This window comes from Stomatobaculum sp., assembly GCF_057248925.1.
Window position 1 is genome coordinate 53151 of the sequence record NZ_DBHIHF010000007.1, and the last position, 19465, is coordinate 72615.

Here is a 19465-nt window from a genome sequence, read left to right on the forward strand (position 1 = left end):
GAACGGGAAAGGCGGAGAGGAAAAAGATGAGGGCTTGTATCCATATTTACACCGGCGACGGCAAGGGGAAGACCAGTGCGGCCATGGGGCTTGCACTCCGCATGGCGGGACGCGGAAAGCGCGTGCTGCTTGCACAGTTTTTAAAGGACGGGAGCTCGGGGGAACTGCGTGCGCTCGGAAAGCTGCCGGAAGTGCACCGCCTCCGCATGGAGGAGCATTTCGGCTTTTTCTGGACACTCAGCGACGCGGAAAAAGAGAAAGAAAAGGCAGCGGTGCGGCGCTACTTTGCAGAAATTTTGGAGGCGGTCGAGCGGGAAAAACCTGCGCTTCTCGTGCTCGATGAGAGCATTGCGGCCTACCGGCTGGAGCTCATTCCCCGGGAGCGCTTTCTCGACTTTCTGGATCGTAAGCCCGAGAATCTCGAGCTCGTGCTGACCGGGCGGGATGCGCCGGAGGAACTTAAGTCCCGCGCGGACTATGTCTCGGAGATTGTGAAGCGGAAACACCCCTTTGACGAGGGAATCCCCGCTAGAGAGGGAGTGGAGTTTTGAGGAGCGAGGCACTTGAAAAAGCGCTTGCCCCCTATGCGGCGTTTGAGGACGGCAAGCGGCTCCGCGCGGGGTTCACGACGGGCACGACAGCCGCGGCGGCGGCGCTCGCAGCGGCGACGCTGCTTTTCTCCGGAGAGCGATTGGCGGCGGTCTCAATCCGGACGCCGGTCGGCGCGATGCTGCCGATTCCGATTGAATTTTCGGAACCGGTGACGGAAGACGGCGTGACAAGCGCGGTTGCGGCCGTTCGAAAGGATGCGGGCGATGACCCCGATGTGACGGACGGGCTTCTCTTTTACGCGCGTGTCGGCACGGAAGAAAGCGCGGAAACCGCCGCTGCGGAGGATACCGAGATTCCGGTGGTGTTTCGCGCCGGACCGGGCATCGGCACGGTGACCAAGCCGGGGCTTGACCAGCCGGTCGGAGAGGCGGCCATCAACCGCGTGCCGCGGAATATGATTGAGGCGGCCGTTCGGAGCGCCTATCGGGAGAGCGGTTTAAAAAATCTTCATGCAGGAGGGCGCATCGTGGTGACGCTCTCCTGCCCGGAGGGAGAGGAGAAGGCAAAGAAGACCTTTAATCCGAAGCTCGGCATACAGGGCGGGCTCTCGATCCTCGGAACCGAGGGTATTGTCCGGCCGATGAGCCGGAGAGCGCTGATTGAGACCATTGTGACGGATGTGAAATTCCATCTGACCGCGCGGCCTTACTTTCTCGCGGTGCCGGGGAGCTACGGGCTTCACTTTCTCGAGGCGCATTTCGGCGTCGGGGCGGCGGATCCTGTCGTGATGAGCAATTTTATCGGCGAGACGCTCGATGCCGCGGTGCAGTACGGCGCAAAGGGCGTGCTGCTCGCGGGCCATATCGGGAAATTCGTGAAATTGGCGGGCGGCATTATGAATACGCACTCGCGGGAGGCGGACTGCCGTCTCGAGCTCTTTGCGATTCATGCCTTTCAAGTCGGCGCGCCGAAAGAACTTGTGACAGCGGTTTTGCAGGCGGGGCTCACGACCGAGGCCGTGCGACTCCTGAAAGAGTTCGGTTTTCTCGAGGCGACTTCGGAGAGTTTGCTGAAAGCGATGGAACGCGCGGTCGCTGTGCGGACCCGGGGAGAATTAGAGGTCGGCATTTTATTCTACACTTTGGAGGACGGGGTACTCGCGGAGAGCGCGAACGCGCGGCGCCTGATGGAGAGGAGCACGGAAACATGAAACGGAATCGGGAAAACAGAGTGCTGCTCTTTGGCGGCACGACAGAGGGAAGAGAGCTTGCGCTCTGGCTGAGAGATATGGGTATTCCGGCGCTGAGCCATGTCGCGACAGACTACGGCGAAGCGCTGCTTCGGGAGAAAGCGCTGCCCGCGGAGTACGGGCGGCTCGATGCGGTCGAAATGGAGAAGCTGTTTCGGACCGGCGGCTTTTTTGCGGTCCTGGATGCGACGCATCCGTTTGCGACCGAGGTCTCAAAGAATATCCGCGCGGCGGCAGCTGCGGCGGGTGTCCGCTATTATCGCATTTTGCGGGACGAGGATAGCGCTTCGGAGGCGGCAGAGATCGAAGCGCGACTTCGCGCGCGCGGTTGCTTCCGTCTCTTTGACAGCCAGCAAGAGGCGGCGGACTGGCTGGCGAAAACAGAGGGAGCTGTGTTTCTTGCGACCGGCAGCAAGGAGCTGAAGGCCTATGCGGCGCTGCCGCGCGAGCGACTCACGGTCCGCATCCTGCCGGGAGAAGAGGCGCTTCGGAAAGCGGCGGAAGCCGGCATTCGGCCCGATCATATCGTTGCGATGCAGGGCAGAAGTTCTGTCTCGCTGAATCAGGCCTTGTTACAGCAATACGGTGCAGAGTTTCTGGTTACGAAACAGTCCGGAAAGCCGGGGGGCTATCTTGAAAAATTGCGTGCCGCGGAGGAACTCGGCATCTGCTTTGTCGCAATCCGGCGGCCGACAGAGCGGGACGGATACGCCCTTTCCGAGATCAAGGCGCTTCTTCGGGCGCAGTACGCGGCATGTATGACACCGGAGAGGAGAGAGGACATGCAAGAAGAAATCCGAACAGAAATCCGAACAGAGAGCAAAGAAAAAGCCGAGGGCAGGGCAGAGGCCGAAACCAACTCGGAAGCCAAGGCGGGGAAAAAGCAGGTTTCGATTGTCGGCATAGGCCCGGGCGAAACCTCACAGCTCACCTTTGCGGCCGGTCAGTGTATCGCGGAAGCAGAGTTGATTGTCGGCGCGTCTCGGATGAATGCCTTTGCAGAGGCATTTCTGCGGGAACTGGGTCTCACGGTGCCGCCGACGGTTGCGAGCTACAAGCCGGAGGAGATTGCGCGCCTGGTCGCAGAGAGCCGGGCGGAACGCATTGTGCTGCTTTGCAGCGGCGACACGGGATTTTTCTCGGTCACCAAAAAGCTGCGGCGCGCCTTGGCGGACGCAGGTCTTAGGGAGCCGGTTGTGCTGCCGGGCATTTCATCTAAGAGTTGTTTGGCCGCGCGCCTCGGTTTTTCGGCAGAGGCAGTGCCGGATCTTCGCCTGCACGGGAAAAAGGATGCCGTGCTCCCGGTCTTCCTGCGGGCGCGGCGGGTGTTTGTCATCTTGGAAGGCAGTGCACAGCTCTCGGAGCTCCGCACACTTGCGGCGGCGCTCTGCAGGGCGGGCGCCGGGGAAGCGGAATTTCACTTCGGCGTGAATTTGTCGCTGCCGGACGAAGCCGTGTTTTCCTGCAGTGCGGCAGAGCTTCGCGAGAGTGCACTCGAGGCGGAATTTGCGTCCTTGCCGCCGCACGCCCTGGTCTGCCTGTACCTCGCCCTGCCGGACAGCTGCAAGGCGCGGCCGCTTGCGCCCGGCATCCCGGATGATTGTTTTGTCCGGGAGAAGACTCCGCTCACCAAGCGGCAGATTCGCGCGGCCGCGATTTCGCTTCTCGGCGTGCAAGAGGACAGTATCTGCTATGACATCGGGAGCGGCACGGGCGGCATGACCGCAGAACTTGCGATGGCTGCGCCGCGCGGCAGTGTCTATGCCGTCGAGTGCGATGCGGACGCCTTTTCGCTCACCGGGAAAAACATGGAGCGCTTTGCGCTCTCGCAGGTAGAGCAGGTCTTCGGACATGCGCCGGAGGCACTCGGCAATCTCCCGGCGCCGGACTGCGTCTTTGTGGGTGGCAGCACAGGCAAAATCGGAGAAATCTTCGGCGCCGTTTTTGCAAAGAATCCCGCCGCGCGCGTGGTTGCGACAGCGGTAAGCCTTGAGACCGTCTCGGAACTCTCGTCGCTCAGCGCGGCCTATGAGAGAGAGGGGTACCGGACGCAGTGCCTGCAGCTCAGCGCGGCCGAGACCAAAAAGATGGGGCACTATCACCTCTTGTTCGGGCAGAATCCGACGCTGCTCTTCCTGATAGAAGGAGACGGAACATGCAAAGACTGATGGTTGCGGCACTCACATCCGGCGCGGGCAAGACCAGTGTCACCATGGGGCTCGCGGCGCTCTGGCGGCAGGCAGGTAAGACCGTGCAGGTCTATAAGACGGGGCCGGATTACATTGACCCGCAGTTTCACACCGCAATCACCGGCCGCCCCTGCGTTAACCTGGACCCGTATTTTCTGGATTCCTCCGAGCTCTGCGAGACCTTTTCGCGCTATCGGAGCGAGGCGGATATTCTTCTCATTGAGGCCGCGATGGGGCTCACGGACGGAATTGCCGGACAGGGGGACAGGGCCTCGGCGCTCGAAGTCGCGCGGGTGCTGGATGTTCCCGTGCTGCTGCTGGTCGCGCGGGGACAGGAGGGCGAGGCGGTGCGCAAAATCGAAGCGCTGTCTCCGGAAGACCGCGCGCGGCTCACGGGCATACTTCTAAACGAGGGAGGCAAGGACGGCACAGCGTCTGAGGACTCGATCCCGGCGGAGCTCGCCGGGGTCAAGGTGTACGGCTGCCTCCCGTCGCTTCGGAGCCATGAACTGAAGAGCCGTCATCTGGGACTCGTGGTGCCGCTCGAGACCGAAGAGATTTGTCGCTTTGCGCGGCAGATGGCGGAGGCACTCCGAAAGACGCTTCCGGCCGAGTTCCGGACAAGTGCGGGGGCAACGGCAAAAGCCTTTCGCCTCGGCATTGCGCGGGATGCGGCGTTCTCGTTTCTGTACCCGGAAAATCTGCGCGTGCTGACCGAATGCGGCGCAGAGCCGGTCTATTTCAGCCCGCTTTCGGACCGCTCGCTGCCCGCCGGGCTCTCGGGGCTCTGGCTGCCTGGCGGGTATCCGGAACTCTATGCCGAGGCGCTCAGCAACCAGGTCTCGCTCCGGGAGGATATCCGGGACGCCGTGCGGGGCGGGCTTCCGACGGTCGCCGAGTGCGGCGGCTTTATGTACCTGCTCGAAAGCCTCGAGGATATGCACGGCGTGCCGTATGAAATGGCGGGGGCACTCACCGGCCGTGCCTTCCGGACAGAGAAGTTGCAGCGCTTCGGCTATATCGAAGTCCGGGCGGAAGAGGAGACCCTGTTGCTTTCGCCGGGCGAAAGTCTCCGCGGGCACGAGTTCCACTACTGGGATGCGACGGAGAACGGCGGGAGCTGCGTTGCGACCAAGGCAAACGGCAGTAAGTCCTGGTCCTGCGTGCGGGGAAGTGCGACCCTCTTTGCGGGCTACCCGCACCTTTACCTCGCAAACGCAGCGGGCAGAAAGGCAGCGGCGCGCTTTGCGGCTGCCTGCCGCGCCTTCGGGCGCGCCCGCGAGGGAAAACCATGCTAGTGCTCTACGCAGGCGGCAGCGCGAGCGGGAAATCCGAGGCAGCGGAAGCGACCGCCGCCGCTGCAGCGCGAGAAGCGGGGCGTCCGCTCATTTATCTTGCGACCATGGAGCACGACGGTAGGGAGGCAGAAGCGAGGATTCAAAAGCACCGGGCACAGCGCGCCGAAAAGGGCTTTGTGACCGTTGAAAAGGCGCGCGCGGTACACGAACTTTCGCTGCCCGCGGACGCTGTGGTTCTTTTGGAAGACCTCGGAAATCTCGTCGGAAACGAGCTCTTTTCGCCGGAGGCGGAGGACCGAAGCGAAGAAACCGTACTGCGGGAGCTGCGCGAGAGTCTGCTTGCGCTCGAGAAAAAGTGTGCGCAACTTATCCTGGTCGGCGCCCTGCTCGCGGAGGAGCCGCGATACGGAGAGTCCGACACCGAGCGCTATGTGCGCCTCTTTTCCGCGTTGCAGAATGGGCTCGCCGCAAGAGCGGATGCGGTGTATCTTTCGGAACTCGGAGCGGTGCGCTGCCTCAAACGGAAGGAGGCGCTATGAAATATCTTCGTGCCTTTTGCATTGCCGCGGCGATGTACTCGCGGCTTCCGGTGCCGAATGTGCGCTGGGACGAGGAGAGCAAGGCGATGGCGCTTTTTTTCTTTCCGCTGCTCGGCGTGATCGAGGGCGGACTCCTATACGGCATCGCACGCGTACTGGTACGCGGCGGTGTTTCGGCGCCGCTCGCCGCCTTTGTCATGACGGCGGCACCGTTACTCTTCACCGGCGGCATTCACTTTGACGGCTTTCTGGACACGGTCGATGCGCTCGGTTCCTGGAAGGGCAAAGCGGAAAAGCTTGCGATTCTGAAAGATGTTCACGCCGGTTCGGCGGCCGTACTGCAGGGCATTTTACTGCTCCTTTGCGGGTTTGCCTCCTGGGAGACTGTATTTTCGGGCGGAGCGGCAGGGCGGATACTGCCGCAGGTGCTCTGCTGCTTTCTCTTAAGCCGCGCGCTCAGCGCACTCTCGATTTTTGTACTTCCGAATGCGCGGGGCGCCGGTACGGTCTACGACTTCACGGCCGAGAAGCAGCGGCGGAGGGGGCGGGGCATCTCGCTTCTCTATCTGCTACTCGGGAGTGGATTGCTCATGCTGACCGGGACACGGCTGACAGGCTTTATAATCCTGACGGCCGTGCTCGCCGCGGCGTTCTACAGCGCCTGCCGCGCCCGTTTTTCGTTCGGCGGTATGACAGGGGATCTCGCGGGATTTTTGCTCACGAATTGCGAGGCTGCGGCCGTGTTTGCCGCAGCTTGCATTTCATGTTTGAACTCTTTATAATTGAGGCTTACTATATCCGAAAGCGGAAGAGCAGTTCAGAAACAGCGCCGGGTCTTTGCGCGGCGCCGGGAAAGGGGGAACCGGACAAGATGGAAGAGCGAAACCTGAGAGAATTGGAGAATCCGGCAGAGTTTACAGACCCGGATTTACTGTATGAGGAGCTGATTGCCGCCATTGAGCGCTATCATCCCTCGGATGACACCTCGCTGATTCACCGCGCCTATATGACCGCAAAAAATGCGCATATGGATCAGAAGCGGAAGTCCGGCGAGCCCTATATTATTCACCCGCTCTGCGTCGCGATTATCCTCGCGGACCTTGAGCTCGACAAAGAGACCATTATCGCGGGTCTCCTGCACGATGTCGTCGAGGACACGATACTGACCAGGGCGCAGATTTCCCGCGTGTTCGGCGAGGATGTCGCCGTGCTCGTGGACGGCGTGACCAAGCTGACCCAGATTACCTGGACCACGGACAAGCTCGACATCCAGGCGGAGAATCTCCGGAAGATGTTTCTCGCGATGTCGCAGGACATCCGCGTCATTCTGATTAAACTCGCGGACCGCCTCCACAACATGCGCACCCTTCAGCACATGCGGCCGGAAAAACAGCGCGAAAAGGCGAAAGAGACGCTCGAAATCTATGCGCCGCTCGCCGACCGCCTCGGTATCAGCCGCCTCAAGGTGGAGCTCGACGACCTCGCGCTCCGCTATCTCGAGCCGAAAGCTTACCGGGACCTCGAGGAAAAAATCGAGGAGAAGAGCCACAGCACGGAGCGCCTGCTCGAGACCATTATCGCGGAAGTACAGGGCATCATGAACTCGTCCAAAATTCCGAGTTCGGTGATCGGGCGCAGAAAACACATCTTCTCGATTTACAAGAAGATGGTGAATCAGCATAAGACCTTTGACGAGATTTACGATCTCTTTGCGGTTCGCGTGCTCGTGCAGGATTTAAACGACTGCTATGCGGCGCTCGGGCAGCTCCATGTGCACTTTACGCCGCTCTCGGAGCGCTTCAAGGACTACATCGCGCGCCCGAAGCCGAACCGCTACCAGTCCCTGCACACGACGCTTCTGTTCCACAACGGGACGCCGTTTGAGGTGCAGATTCGCACCTATGAGATGGACAAGGTCGCAGAGTACGGTATTGCGGCGCACTGGAAGTACAAGGAGAAGGCAAAGGGCGAGAACCCGACGCTGACCGGCGGCGAGGCCGAGAAAATGCGCTGGCTCCGCCAGATTCTCGAATGGCAGCGGGAGATGCCGGACAACAAAGAGTTTCTCTCGGACGTGAAGAACGAGCTGAACCCGTTTGCCGACATGGTCTATGCGTTTACACCCGGCGGCGATGTGAAGACTTTGCCGACCGGCTCGACGCCGATTGACTTTGCCTACTCGATTCACTCGGCAGTCGGCAACTGCATGGTCGGCGCGCGCGTCAACGGGCGCATGGTGCCGCTCGACTACCGGATTCAGAACGGCGACCGCATCGAGATTCTGACCTCTCAGAACTCGCGCGGACCGAGCCGAGACTGGCTGAAGCAGGCCAAGAGCTCGCAGGCGCGGAATAAGATTAACCAGTGGTTCAAGACCGAGCTCAAGGAAGAGAACATTGTGCGCGGCAAAGAACTGCTCGCCGCCTACGCGAAGAGCCGCGGACAGGACTGGAATGAGTTAAACCGGCCGGAGTACCAGGAGAAGGTGCTGCGCCGCTATTCGATGCACGACTGGGATGCCGTGCTCGCGACCGTAGGACACGGCGGCCTGAAGGAAGGCCAGGTCGTGAACCGCATGATCGAGGAGCGGAAAAAGGTACTCGCAAAGCAGATTTCCGATGAGACGGTGCTCGCCAACATCGAGGCCTACAACAAGGAGAATGCCGAGGCGACACTCCGGAAGTCCGGCAACGGCATTGTCGTAAAGGGCATCCACGACCTGGCCGTTCACTTCTCGCGCTGCTGCGCGCCGGTGCCGGGCGATGAGATTGTCGGCTTTGTGACGCGCGGCAGAGGCATCACAATTCACCGCACGGACTGTGTCAACATTCTGTCGCTTCCGGAGGCGGAGCGTGCGCGCCTTATTCCGGCCGAATGGCAGGTGCCGGAGGGCGAGGCGACAAAGTACCTCGCGAGTATCCGCGTCATTGCGCACAACCGCACGGGGCTCTTTGTCGACATCACCCGCGTCTTTACCGAGCGCGGCATAGACATCAAGGCGATTAACACGCGCACTTCGAAGCAGGACATCGCGACCATGAACCTGAGCTTTGACATCGGTTCGGCGGAGGAACTGCGCTCCCTGCAGGATAAGATACGGCAGTGCGAGGGTATCATTGACATTGAGAGGGTTTGAGCCATGGAAGAGAGCAGACTTTCGATTCTTTGTATGACACTGGGCATGGTGGAGACCAATTGCTATCTGATCTGGAATCAAGAGAGCAAGGAGGCTCTGCTGATCGATCCCGCGGACGATGCCGCACAGATTGAGAAAGTCATCCGGGAGCGGGAACTTTCGCTCAAGGCACTCTTGCTGACACACGGACATTTTGACCATGTGCTCGCGGCGTCGGCGCTCCGGGATGCCTTTCAGGTGCCGATCTGCGCCGCCGAGACCGAGGCAGAGACACTGCGGAATCCGGAATTAAACGGCGATGCGAGATGGCTTCGGCAGGGACTTTCGCTCAAGGCGGACCGCCTGTTTCACGACAAGGAAAAGCTCTCTTTCCTCGGCACCGAAATCGAAGTGATCTTTACGCCGGGGCACACGGCGGGTTCCTGCTGCTATTACTTTCCGGCGGAAAAGCTGCTCTTCTCGGGCGACACCTTATTCGAACACTCATTTGGGCGCGTCGATTTGCCGGGCGGCAACATGGCGAGCTTAAAGCGCTCGCTGGATCGCCTGTTTGCGTTGCCGGCGGACACGCTCGTGCTCCCGGGACACATGGGACAGACCAGCATCGGCGAAGAGCGGAAGAGCAACCCGATTTTCTATTACTGAGACAGGGTAAAACAGATGATATCCTTACAATTACGGGACGTCCCCTTCGAACAGGACGTCCGGGAACTTTTCATGGCGTTTTTTCCGGGACAGAGCTTCAGTCATGTGCCGGAACAAGACGCCATGATTTCTTGTATCATGACGGCGGAGGCGGAGGCCGGGAACGAAGAGACAGGGCGACTCGGAACCTATCACACTGCCGTGCTGACGGACCGCGGCGAGCGGCTTTCGTTTGAGAGTCCGTGGTTTTCCGAGCGACTTGCCTCCAAAAACGAATTAAAGCGGGCACTCTACCGGACGCTTGCGACGCTCACGGGGAAAGAGCTCCCCTGGGGCACCTTGACCGGCATACGCCCGGCAAAGCTCGCTCTTAGCTTGTTGCAACGGGGCAAGACGGCAGAGGAAATTCGCGCCGAATTTAAGCGCGATTTCTTTTTGAGCGATGCGAGAAATGCACTCTGCGTGAGGACTGCGGAGAATGAGCGCCGCGCAATCCGGGGACTCGACTTTACGACAGGTTACAGCCTCTATATCGGCATTCCGTTCTGCCCGACCACCTGTCTCTACTGCTCGTTTCCCTCCTATCCGGCGGGCAAAAACAAGGCGGCGCCCTACCTCGCGGCGCTCCGGGAGGAACTTCGCCTCACGGCAGATATGATGGCGGGTAGGCGTCTCGACGCGGTCTATGTGGGCGGCGGCACGCCGACCAGTCTTACGGCCGAAGAGCTCCGCGCGTTGCTTCTCTTTGTGCGGGAGACCTTTGACTTCTCGGCCTGCCGGGAGTTTACGGTGGAAGCCGGGCGGCCGGACAGCATTACCCGCGAGAAGCTGCTCGCGCTCCGAGAAAACAGCGTAGACCGAATCAGCATCAACCCCCAGACCTTAAAGCAGGCGACGCTTGACTTAATCGGGCGCTTCCACACGGTCGAACAGTTTACGGAGAGTTTTGCGCTGGCGCGGGAACTCGGCTTTGACAACATCAACACCGACCTTATCATGGGGCTGCCGAACGAGACCGAGGCGGATGTGCGGCGCACCATGGAGGGCATACGCGCTCTGTCGCCGGACGATGTGACGATTCACAGTCTCGCCTTGAAGCGGGCGGCGCGTCTCAACACGAAGCGCGAAGACTACCGGGATGTCTACTACGGCGACGCCAATCAGATGGTGGAGCTCGCCGCCTCTTACTGCGAGGAAATGGGGCTCTCGCCTTATTACCTGTACCGGCAGAAAAATATGGCAGGCAATCTTGAAAATGTGGGCTGGTGCCGTCCCGGCAAAGAGGGGCTCTATAACATTCTGATTATGGAGGAACTCGAGACCATTGTGGGTTGCGGTGCGGGCACGACAACCCGCGTGATGCGCGGCGAAGGGCAGTATGACCGCCTGGAAAATGTCAAGGATCCGGCGCTCTACATCGAGCGTTTACCGGAACTGCTCGCAAAAAAGCAGCGCGCCCTTGCGGGAGATGTGCTAGGATAAAGAAGATAGGGTTATGACAGCCGAAGAGAGAACAAGGAGGGCAAGGCGATGAGTTTAAAAAAGCAGCCGGTCACTGGAATGAAGGATATTCTGCCGGACGAGATGACACTGCGGGATTATCTGATCGGTGTGATCAAGGAGACTTACCGGAGTTTCGGTTTTACGCCGATGGAGACCCCCTGCGTGGAGCACATAGAGAATCTGACAAGCAAGCAGGGCGGCGACAATGAGAAGCTGATTTTCAAGATTTTGAAGCGCGGCGAGAAGCTCCGTCTCGCGGACGCGGCGGGCGAAGAGGACCTCTGCGACAGCGGCCTCCGCTATGACCTGACACTCCCGCTGACCCGTTACTATGCGAACAACGCGGCAAAGCTGCCGAGCCCCTTTAAGGCGCTGCAGTGCGGTTCGGTCTGGAGAGCGGACCGCCCGCAGAAGGGCAGATACCGGCAGTTCACGCAGTGCGATATCGACATTCTCGGCGAGGAGAGCAATCTAGCGGAAATCGAGCTGATTCTCGCGATTGCGAAGACCTTGAAGAAACTCGTGCCGGAGAATGACTTCCTGGTCCGCGTGAACGACCGGAAGATACTCCGCGCGATGGTGGCCTTTGCGGGCTTCCCGGCGGGGCAGGAGGACGGCGTCCTGATTACGCTCGACAAGATGGATAAAATCGGCACCGACGGCGTGCGCGCGGAGCTCATTGAGAACGGCGCGTCCGAGGTGTCGGCAGAGCAGTATCTCGGTCTGTTAAAAGACCTCGGCACCGACGCGGCAGCGGTGCGCGCGCTCGGCGAGAAGCTCGGCGCTTTTCTGGAGCCCGGTACGGCGGAGGAGCTTGCGGAGATCATGGAGGCCGTTCAGAGCGTGAGCGGCGGCGCGGTCAAGGTACAGTTCGATCCGACCCTGGTGCGCGGCATGGGCTATTATACCGGCACCATCTTCGAGGTCTCGATGGAGGGCTTCGGCGGTTCGGTCGCGGGCGGCGGCCGCTACGACAAGATGGTCGGCAAGTTCACGGGCACCGATGTCCCGGCCTGCGGCTTCTCAATCGGATTTGAGCGCATCATTGCGATTCTCATGGATCAGCAGTACGCGATTCCTACGCAGAAAGAAAAGGTCGCGATTCTGCTCGACAAGAAGCTTAGCGCAGCGCGCCGCACCGAAGCGCTGCAAGAAGCCGAAACACTTCGCGCAGAGGGAAAAGACGTGCTGGTCACGAAGATGGCAAAGAACAAGAAGTTCCAGCGGGAACAGCTCTCGCAGCAGGGCTACACCGTATTCCGGGATTATTTTGAGGCATAAGGGGGGAGATACAGTATGTCGGAGTCAATGAGAGGTTTAAAGAGAACACATCGCTGCGGGGAGGTTGTCGGCGCAACCCTCGGCAGTGAAGTCACGGTCATGGGCTGGGTGCAGCGGAGTCGCAATAAGGGCGGCGTCGTGTTCACCGATCTCCGCGACCGCAGCGGTATCCTGCAGCTTATTTTTGAGGAAGATGACTGCGGCGAAGAGGTGTTTCACAAGGCGCAGAGCTTAAAGAGCGAGTACTGCATCGCGGTCGAGGGACGCCTGGAGCGCCGCTCCGACCCGAACCCGAAGCTCCCGACCGGTGAACTCGAGGTGCGGGCCAAGACACTGCGCATCCTCTCGGAGTCCGAGACGCCGCCCTTCCCGATCGAGGAGAACACGAAGACCAGAGAAGAGCTCCGCTTAAAGTATCGTTTCTTAGACCTTCGCCGTCCGGACCTGCAGGCGAGAATCATGCTGCGCTCGAAGATTGCGGCGGAGATTCGCCGCTTTATGACCGGCGAGGGCTTCCTCGAGATCGAGACGCCGACGCTCATTAAGTCGACGCCCGAGGGCGCGCGCGACTATCTCGTGCCGAGCCGTGTCCACCCGGGCAGCATGTACGCGCTGCCGCAGTCGCCGCAGCTCTTAAAGCAGCTCCTCATGTGCTCCGGCTATGACCGCTACTTCCAGCTGGCGCGCTGCTACCGCGACGAGGATCTCCGCGCGGACCGTCAGCCGGAGTTCACGCAGGTCGATATGGAGCTCTCCTTTGTGAACGCGGACGATGTGCTTGCGGTCAACGAAAAGCTCCTGCACACGATTTTCAAGGAAGTGCTCGGCGTCGAGGTGAAGCTTCCGATTCAGCGCATGACCTGGAGAGAGGCGATGGAGCGCTACGGCTCCGACAAGCCGGATCTCCGCTTCGGCATGGAAATCACCGATGTCTCCGAGACCGTGAAGGGCTGTGAGTTTGCGGTCTTCTCGGGTGCGCTCGATGGCGGCGGCAGCGTTCGCGGTCTGAATGTCAAGGGACAGGGCCACATGCCGCGGAAAAAGATCGACGCGCTCGTCGAGTATGCGAAGGGCTACGGCGCAAAGGGCCTCGCCTATGTCGCAATCCAGGAGGACGGCAGCGTAAAGTCCTCGTTCGCAAAGTTCCTGAAGGAAGAGGAGATGCAGGCGTTAATCAAGGCGATGGGCGGCGAGAACGGCGACCTCCTGCTCTTTGCGGCGGATAAGAACAAAGTTGTCTTCGATGTGCTCGGCGCACTCCGGCTCGAACTCGGACGGCAGCTGGAACTCTTCGATAAGAACGAGTTCCGCTTTGTCTGGATTACGGAATTCCCGCTGCTCGAGTGGTCGGAGGAGGAGCAGCGCTTTAAGGCGATGCACCATCCGTTCACGATGCCGATGGAAGAGGACTGGGATAAGATTGACAGCGACCCGGGCGCAGTCCGTGCCGAGGCCTATGACATTGTCTTAAACGGCAATGAAATCGGCGGCGGCTCGGTCCGTATTCACCGTTCGGACATTCAGGAAAAAATGTTCGAGGTGCTCGGCCTCACGCGAGAGGTCGCAGAGGAGCGCTTCGGCTTCCTGCTCGAGGCCTTCCGCTACGGCGTGCCGCCGCACGCAGGTCTCGCCTACGGCCTGGATCGCCTCGCAATGCTGATGGCAGGGGCGGATACCATTCGCGACGTCATTGCCTTCCCGAAGGTCAAAGACGCCTCGGATCTCATGATGAACGCACCGGATGTGGTTGAGGAGAAGCAGATGGAAGAGCTGTCCCTCTGCTTCCGGGAGAACAAGGCGTGAGCAGCGAGAATAGAAAAATTCTGATTGCGGACGATGAAGCGCGCATGCGCGCGCTGGTCCGCGATTATCTCCGGATGAAGGGCTTCCAGGTGCTGGAGGCGGAAAACGGCAGGGAGGCGCTCGAGATATTCCAGCGGGAACCGGACATTGCGCTGATCCTCCTCGATGTCATGATGCCGGAGATGGACGGTTTTGAGACCTTAAAGGAACTCCGGCACATCTCGGATGTGCCGGTGCTCATGCTGACCGCGCGCGCCGAAGAGCAGGATGAGCTCCAGGGCTTTTCGCTCGGCGCGGATGAGTATATCGCAAAACCCTTCAGCCCGAAGGTACTGCTCGCGAGAATCGACGCAATCCTGAAGCGCACCTCCGCGGGGGCGGGCGACGAGCAGCTCGAAGCGGCCGGCATCTGCCTCGACGAGCGTGCTCACGAGGTCACGGTCGACGGCAAAAAAGTGGAGCTCAGCTTCAAGGAGTTTGAGCTGCTCCGCTACTTCCTCGAGAATCAGGGCATTGCGCTCTCGCGGGAAAAGATTCTGAACCATGTCTGGAATTACGACTACTTCGGCGATGCGCGCACCATCGACACGCATGTGAAGAAGCTCCGCGCGAAGATGGGAGAAAAGGGCGCGCTGATTCGGACCATCTGGGGCATGGGCTATAAGTTCGAGCCGGAGGAAGCGTGAAACACTCGATACGACTCCGTTTCACTGCGCTGATTTTCGCAGTGCTCACGGTGCTCATGGCAATCCTGTTCCTCGTGAACAGCTTCGGGCTCGAGCGGTTTTACCGGCGTCAGAAAGTGCTGGACCTCGAGAGCGCCTATCGCACACTCGATGAAATCGCGGCGTCGGCGGGAACGGAGTCCGCGGAGATGGAGGAGCTGCTCCGCTATTACAGCAACCGCTATAACATCACGGTGGCGCTCGTCAACTCGGCGAATTCAAAACTTTTGCAGAGCACCGAAAACGGCAAGAGCCATCTCTACCAGCGGGTACAGCGCTATCTGTTCCGGCAGGATGAGGACAGCAAGACGCTTGTCCTAAAAAAGACGGAGAGCTACACCATACTGCAGGCCTACGACGACGGCAGCCAGAGCGCGAATATCGACTGCTTCGCCTATCTCTCCGACAACCAGACCTTGCTCCTCATGACGACGCCGGTCGCCAATCTGAAGGAGAGTGTGCGGCTCGCAAACCGCTTTCTCTTCTACATGGGTACCTTGACCCTGCTCATTGGCGTTTTTCTGGTCTGGGGCATGACCTCTCGGATCACAGATCCCATACGCTCGCTCGCAGCCATCTCCGAAAAACTGGGGCATATGGATTTTTCGGTGCGCTACCGCGGTGCCAATGAAGATGAAATCGGCGTGCTCGGCAACAATATGAACAGCATGGCAGAGCAGTTGGAGATAGCTGTTTCGGAGCTTAGGGAGGCAAACCGGAAACTCCGCGACGATCTCGCGCATCAGGAGGAAATCGACCGGATGCGGCGAGAGTTCATTGCGAATGTCTCGCATGAGCTGAAGACGCCGATTGCGTTGATTCAGGGTTACGCAGAGGGACTGCAGGACGGGCTCTGCGAAGAAAAAGAAATGCGCGAGCAATATCTCGGCGTGATTCTCGACGAGGCGGGGCGCATGAACCGACTCGTGCGTCAGCTTCTCACGCTTTCCCAGCTCGAGTCCGATAAGCCGGATCTCAATATGGAGGTCTTTGATCTCCGGGAGAGTGCGGAGAGTGTGCTCCGGAAGACCAAGGTACTCGCCGAAGAGAGCCGGGCGAAGGTTTCGCTCGAGGCCCCCGATGCAGGGGTTTCGGTGCGGGCGGATGCGTTCCGCATCGACGAAGTGCTGATGAACTATGTGAGCAATGCGTTTCACCATGTGGAAGAGGGCGGCGAAGTCATCGTGCGTCTTTTGCCGCAGGGGGATCGGGTACGCTGTGAGGTCTATAACAGCGGAAAGCAGATTCCCGAGGAGGATCTCGGCAGACTCTTTGAGAAATTCTACAAGGTCGACAAGGCACACACCCGGAAGTACGGCGGGAGCGGAATCGGACTCTCGATTGTGCGCGCGATTATGACCCAGCACAACATGCCCTGCGGCGTCGAGAATTGTCCGTCCGGCGTGCTGTTCTGGTTTGAGCTGCCGCGTGTGGCGCAGACAGACAGCGAGGAACACAAATAAAGGGAAAAGTTTCGGAATAAGAAACTATATGTGGTAGTTCGCCGAAAGAATGCGAAAAAGCTTGTGTATTTTGCCGATTGCATTTTGATTCTTGTGAACTCTGCCGGTTTCCGCGGCGCGAAGGCGCGCGTTTTGGTCGGGCGTTTCAGCGCTTTGCCATGTTCCCAATTTTGCCAAAGCAAGGTAAACTATAGAAGCCCCACTTATGGGGCTTCTGTTTTGCTTTAAATCCATATATAGTGTGGACCGTGCTTTTAGAGAGGAAATCGGGATGGAAACCAAGGTCAGAACCAATGTAATCAAGCGCAACGGGCAGGAAGTGGAATTTGACATCACCAAGATTGTCAATGCAATCGAGGCTGCCAATCGCGAGGTGGATCCGATTCACCAGATGAACCCCTATCAGATTCAGGCCATTGCCGACAAGATTGCGGCGGAGGTCGTGAAGATTAAGCGCGCCGTCAATGTCGAGGACATTCAGGAGATGGTCGAGACCGGCATCATGGAGATGCGCGGATTTGAGGTTGCGCAGAAGTATATCCGCTATCGCTACAAGAGAAGCCTGGCGCGAAATGCGAATACGACGGATGAGGGCATACTCTCCCTGATCGATCAGGCGAACGAAGAGGTGAAGCAGGAGAATTCGAACAAGAATCCGGTCATCAACTCGACCCAGCGCGACTACATGGCGGGCGAAGTCTCGAAGGATCTGACGCGCCGCATTCTGCTCCCCGAGGAGATTGTGAAGGCGCACGAGGAGGGACTGATTCATTTCCACGACTCCGACTACTACGCGCAGCGCGAGCACAACTGTGACCTCATCAATCTGGAGGACATGCTGCAGAACGGCACCGTAATCAGCGAGACCATGATTGAGAAGCCGCACAGCTTCTTCACGGCCTGCAATGTCACGACCCAGATTGTCGCCCAGGTCGCTTCGAACCAGTACGGCGGTCAGTCCTTCACGCTCTCGCACCTCGCGCCCTTTGTCGATGTGAGCCGTCAGAAGATTCGCAAGGCGGTCCTCGAAGAGAGAGAGCTCTGCGGCGAGTCCGCGGACGATGAAATTGTGGACCGCATCACCGAGTGCAGACTGAAGGAAGAAATCCGGAGCGGTATCCAGACCATTCAGTACCAGCTGATTACGCTGATGACCTGTAACGGCCAGGCGCCGTTTGTCACGATGTTCATGTACCTCGATGAGGTGCCGGAGGGGCGCCTCCGCGACGACCTCGCGAGCATCATCCGCGAAGTGCTGCTGCAGAGAATGCGCGGCGTGAAGAACGAGAAGGGTGTCTGGATTACCCCGGCGTTCCCGAAGTTAATCTATGTGCTCGATGAGGACAATATCACCGAGGACGCGCCGTACTGGGAGCTCACCGAGCTCGCGGCGGAGTGCACCTCGAAGCGTCTCGTGCCGGATTACATCTCGGCAAAGAAGATGAAGGAGTACAAGAACGGCGATGTGTTCCCGTGCATGGGCTGCCGCTCCTTCCTGACTCCGGATCTCAAGGGCCTCGGCGAAAACGGCAAGCACAAGTACTACGGTCGCTTTAATCAGGGCGTTGTGACCATCAACCTCGTCGATGTCGCCTGCTCCTCGTACGGTGACATGGACAAGTTCTGGGAGATTCTCGAGGAGAGACTGGAGCTCTGCCACCGTGCGCTCCGCTGCCGCCACGAGAGACTGCTCGGCACCGTCTCCGACGTTGCCCCCATACTCTGGCAGCACGGTGCACTGGCGCGCTTGAAGAAGGGCGAGACCATTGATAAGCTCCTGTTTGACAATTATTCAACCATCTCGCTCGGCTATGCGGGTCTCTATGAGATGTGCATGCGGATGACGGGCAAGAGCCACACCGACGCGGAAATCGGCCGTCCGTTCGCAATCAAGGTCATGCAGAAGCTGAACGACAAGTGCGCGGAGTGGCGCGAGGCGGAGCGCATCAGCTATTCGATTTACGGAACGCCGATGGAGTCCACGACCTACAAGTTCGCAAAGTGCCTGCAGAAGCGCTTCGGCGTCATCCCGGGCGTCACGGACAAGAACTATATCACGAACAGCTATCACGTCCATGTGAGCGAGAAGGTCGATGCATTCCAGAAGCTTTCGTTTGAGGCGGACTTCCAGAAGCTCTCGCCGGGCGGTGCCATCAGCTATGTCGAAGTGCCGAATCTGCAGAACAACATTCCGGCGGTGCTCTCGATTATGCGCTACATCTACGATCACATCATGTATGCGGAGCTCAACACGAAGAGCGATTACTGCCAGGTCTGCGGCTATGACGGCGAGATTAAGATTCGTGAGAACGAAAACGGCAAGCTGGTCTGGGAATGCCCGAACTGCGGTAACCGAGACCAGGAGAAGCTCTTTGTTGCGCGGAGAACCTGCGGCTACATCGGCACGCAGTTCTGGAACCAGGGAAGAACGCAGGAGATTCGCGACCGCGTCCTGCATGTCTCGACCGCAAAGCGGGAGGCGGGCTGCAAGAGCGTCGCAGACTGAGACATTTAGGAGGAAGCATGAACTACGGACAGGTCTTTTACGCGGATACGGCGAACGGCATAGGCGCGCGCATCTCGCTCTTTGTGAGCGGGTGCACGCACCACTGTCCGGGTTGCTTCAATGAGGAAACCTGGGATTTTAACTTCGGAGAGCCCTTCACGAGAGAGGTCGAGAACGACATCATAGAGCACCTCCGGCCCTCCTACATTGACGGACTTTCATTGCTCGGCGGAGAGCCGATGGAGGCGCAGAACCAGCGCGCGCTCTTGCCGTTTTTAGAGCGCGTCAAACAGGAAGTGCCGCATGCCACGATCTGGATTTACTCCGGCTATACCTTTGAGGAGTTGTTGGACAGCGAAAATCCGCGCTGTCACACCGAGGCGACCGAGCGCATTCTGGAACTCTCGGATATCCTCGTGGACGGCGAGTTTATTCTCGCGGAAAAGGATGTGAATCTCCGCTTCCGCGGCAGCAGAAACCAGCGCATTCTGGAGCTGAAAGAGAGTCTTCGGGAACACGCCCCCGTCCGCTCGCGCTATGAACAGCCGCGCAAGCATTTGTATTAAAAGAATGAAT

15 protein-coding genes are annotated in these 19465 nt (G+C 59.3%); all 15 read left to right on the forward strand.

From position 1 onward, the window contains the following. Positions 1-26: 26 nt before the first annotated feature. The 15 genes from ACO4XG_RS03625 (at position 27) to nrdG (ending at position 19455) form a co-directional block, all read left to right on the forward strand. Positions 27-551, forward strand: a complete 525-nt coding sequence (locus ACO4XG_RS03625; RefSeq protein ID WP_308508119.1) for a cob(I)yrinic acid a,c-diamide adenosyltransferase — start codon at positions 27-29, stop codon at positions 549-551. Then, the gene (gene cbiD, locus ACO4XG_RS03630) at positions 548-1762 is read left to right on the forward strand and encodes a cobalt-precorrin-5B (C(1))-methyltransferase CbiD (RefSeq protein WP_308508118.1); all 1215 of its coding nucleotides are present in this window, start codon (positions 548-550) and stop codon (positions 1760-1762) included. The genes ACO4XG_RS03625 and cbiD overlap by 4 nt, the downstream gene beginning before the upstream one ends. Continuing rightward, entirely contained in the window at positions 1759-3969 is a 2211-nt protein-coding gene (gene cobK, locus ACO4XG_RS03635) for a precorrin-6A reductase (protein WP_308508117.1), read from the forward strand. The genes cbiD and cobK overlap by 4 nt, the downstream gene beginning before the upstream one ends. Continuing rightward, on the forward strand, positions 3957-5288 hold the full coding sequence (locus ACO4XG_RS03640) for a cobyrinic acid a,c-diamide synthase CobB (RefSeq protein WP_308508116.1): 1332 nt from the start codon (positions 3957-3959) through the stop codon (positions 5286-5288). Before cobK ends, ACO4XG_RS03640 begins: the two co-directional genes overlap by 13 nt. Further along, on the forward strand, positions 5282-5827 hold the full coding sequence (locus tag ACO4XG_RS03645; RefSeq protein ID WP_308508115.1) for a bifunctional adenosylcobinamide kinase/adenosylcobinamide-phosphate guanylyltransferase: 546 nt from the start codon (positions 5282-5284) through the stop codon (positions 5825-5827). Before ACO4XG_RS03640 ends, ACO4XG_RS03645 begins: the two co-directional genes overlap by 7 nt. Continuing rightward, complete coding sequence (locus ACO4XG_RS03650) at positions 5824-6609, forward strand: adenosylcobinamide-GDP ribazoletransferase (RefSeq protein WP_308508114.1); 786 nt, start codon at positions 5824-5826, stop codon at positions 6607-6609. Before ACO4XG_RS03645 ends, ACO4XG_RS03650 begins: the two co-directional genes overlap by 4 nt. Positions 6610-6698: 89 nt before the next feature. Then, the gene (locus ACO4XG_RS03655) at positions 6699-8963 is read left to right on the forward strand and encodes a RelA/SpoT family protein (RefSeq protein ID WP_308508113.1); all 2265 of its coding nucleotides are present in this window, start codon (positions 6699-6701) and stop codon (positions 8961-8963) included. A 3-nt stretch (positions 8964-8966) separates the two neighbouring features. Beyond that, a complete protein-coding gene (locus ACO4XG_RS03660) occupies positions 8967-9608 on the forward strand; it encodes an MBL fold metallo-hydrolase (RefSeq protein ID WP_308508112.1) in 642 nt (213 codons plus the stop codon). A gap of 15 nt (positions 9609-9623) precedes the next feature. Beyond that, the gene (gene hemZ, locus ACO4XG_RS03665; protein WP_308508111.1) at positions 9624-11090 is read left to right on the forward strand and encodes a coproporphyrinogen dehydrogenase HemZ; all 1467 of its coding nucleotides are present in this window, start codon (positions 9624-9626) and stop codon (positions 11088-11090) included. Between the two features lie 48 nt (positions 11091-11138). Further along, on the forward strand, positions 11139-12392 hold the full coding sequence (gene hisS, locus ACO4XG_RS03670) for a histidine--tRNA ligase (RefSeq protein ID WP_308508110.1): 1254 nt from the start codon (positions 11139-11141) through the stop codon (positions 12390-12392). Positions 12393-12407: 15 nt separating this feature from the next. Next, positions 12408-14195 (forward strand): aspartate--tRNA ligase, encoded by a 1788-nt coding sequence (gene aspS, locus ACO4XG_RS03675; protein WP_308508109.1) that lies wholly within the window; start codon positions 12408-12410, stop codon positions 14193-14195. After that, positions 14192-14881, forward strand: coding sequence for a response regulator transcription factor (locus ACO4XG_RS03680; protein WP_308508108.1), 690 nt, complete (start codon positions 14192-14194; stop codon positions 14879-14881). Before aspS ends, ACO4XG_RS03680 begins: the two co-directional genes overlap by 4 nt. Then, positions 14878-16383, forward strand: coding sequence for a sensor histidine kinase (locus tag ACO4XG_RS03685; protein ID WP_308508107.1), 1506 nt, complete (start codon positions 14878-14880; stop codon positions 16381-16383). The genes ACO4XG_RS03680 and ACO4XG_RS03685 overlap by 4 nt, the downstream gene beginning before the upstream one ends. A 271-nt stretch (positions 16384-16654) precedes the next feature. Further along, positions 16655-18889 (forward strand): anaerobic ribonucleoside-triphosphate reductase, encoded by a 2235-nt coding sequence (nrdD, locus tag ACO4XG_RS03690; RefSeq protein ID WP_308508106.1) that lies wholly within the window; start codon positions 16655-16657, stop codon positions 18887-18889. 17 nt (positions 18890-18906) lie between these two features. After that, positions 18907-19455, forward strand: a complete 549-nt coding sequence (gene nrdG, locus ACO4XG_RS03695; RefSeq protein WP_308508105.1) for an anaerobic ribonucleoside-triphosphate reductase activating protein — start codon at positions 18907-18909, stop codon at positions 19453-19455. The last annotated feature ends 10 nt before the right edge of the window (positions 19456-19465 follow it).

Coding starts and splice junctions, on each gene's coding strand:
- ACO4XG_RS03625 (WP_308508119.1), top strand. CDS start 27: ATGAGGGCTTGTATCCATATTTACACCGGCGACGGCAAGGGGAAGACC.
- cobK (WP_308508117.1), top strand. CDS start 1,759: ATGAAACGGAATCGGGAAAACAGAGTGCTGCTCTTTGGCGGCACGACA.
- ACO4XG_RS03640 (WP_308508116.1), top strand. CDS start 3,957: ATGCAAAGACTGATGGTTGCGGCACTCACATCCGGCGCGGGCAAGACC.
- ACO4XG_RS03645 (WP_308508115.1), top strand. CDS start 5,282: ATGCTAGTGCTCTACGCAGGCGGCAGCGCGAGCGGGAAATCCGAGGCA.
- ACO4XG_RS03650 (WP_308508114.1), top strand. CDS start 5,824: ATGAAATATCTTCGTGCCTTTTGCATTGCCGCGGCGATGTACTCGCGG.
- ACO4XG_RS03655 (WP_308508113.1), top strand. CDS start 6,699: ATGGAAGAGCGAAACCTGAGAGAATTGGAGAATCCGGCAGAGTTTACA.
- ACO4XG_RS03660 (WP_308508112.1), top strand. CDS start 8,967: ATGGAAGAGAGCAGACTTTCGATTCTTTGTATGACACTGGGCATGGTG.
- hemZ (WP_308508111.1), top strand. CDS start 9,624: ATGATATCCTTACAATTACGGGACGTCCCCTTCGAACAGGACGTCCGG.
- hisS (WP_308508110.1), top strand. CDS start 11,139: ATGAGTTTAAAAAAGCAGCCGGTCACTGGAATGAAGGATATTCTGCCG.
- aspS (WP_308508109.1), top strand. CDS start 12,408: ATGTCGGAGTCAATGAGAGGTTTAAAGAGAACACATCGCTGCGGGGAG.
- nrdD (WP_308508106.1), top strand. CDS start 16,655: ATGGAAACCAAGGTCAGAACCAATGTAATCAAGCGCAACGGGCAGGAA.
- nrdG (WP_308508105.1), top strand. CDS start 18,907: ATGAACTACGGACAGGTCTTTTACGCGGATACGGCGAACGGCATAGGC.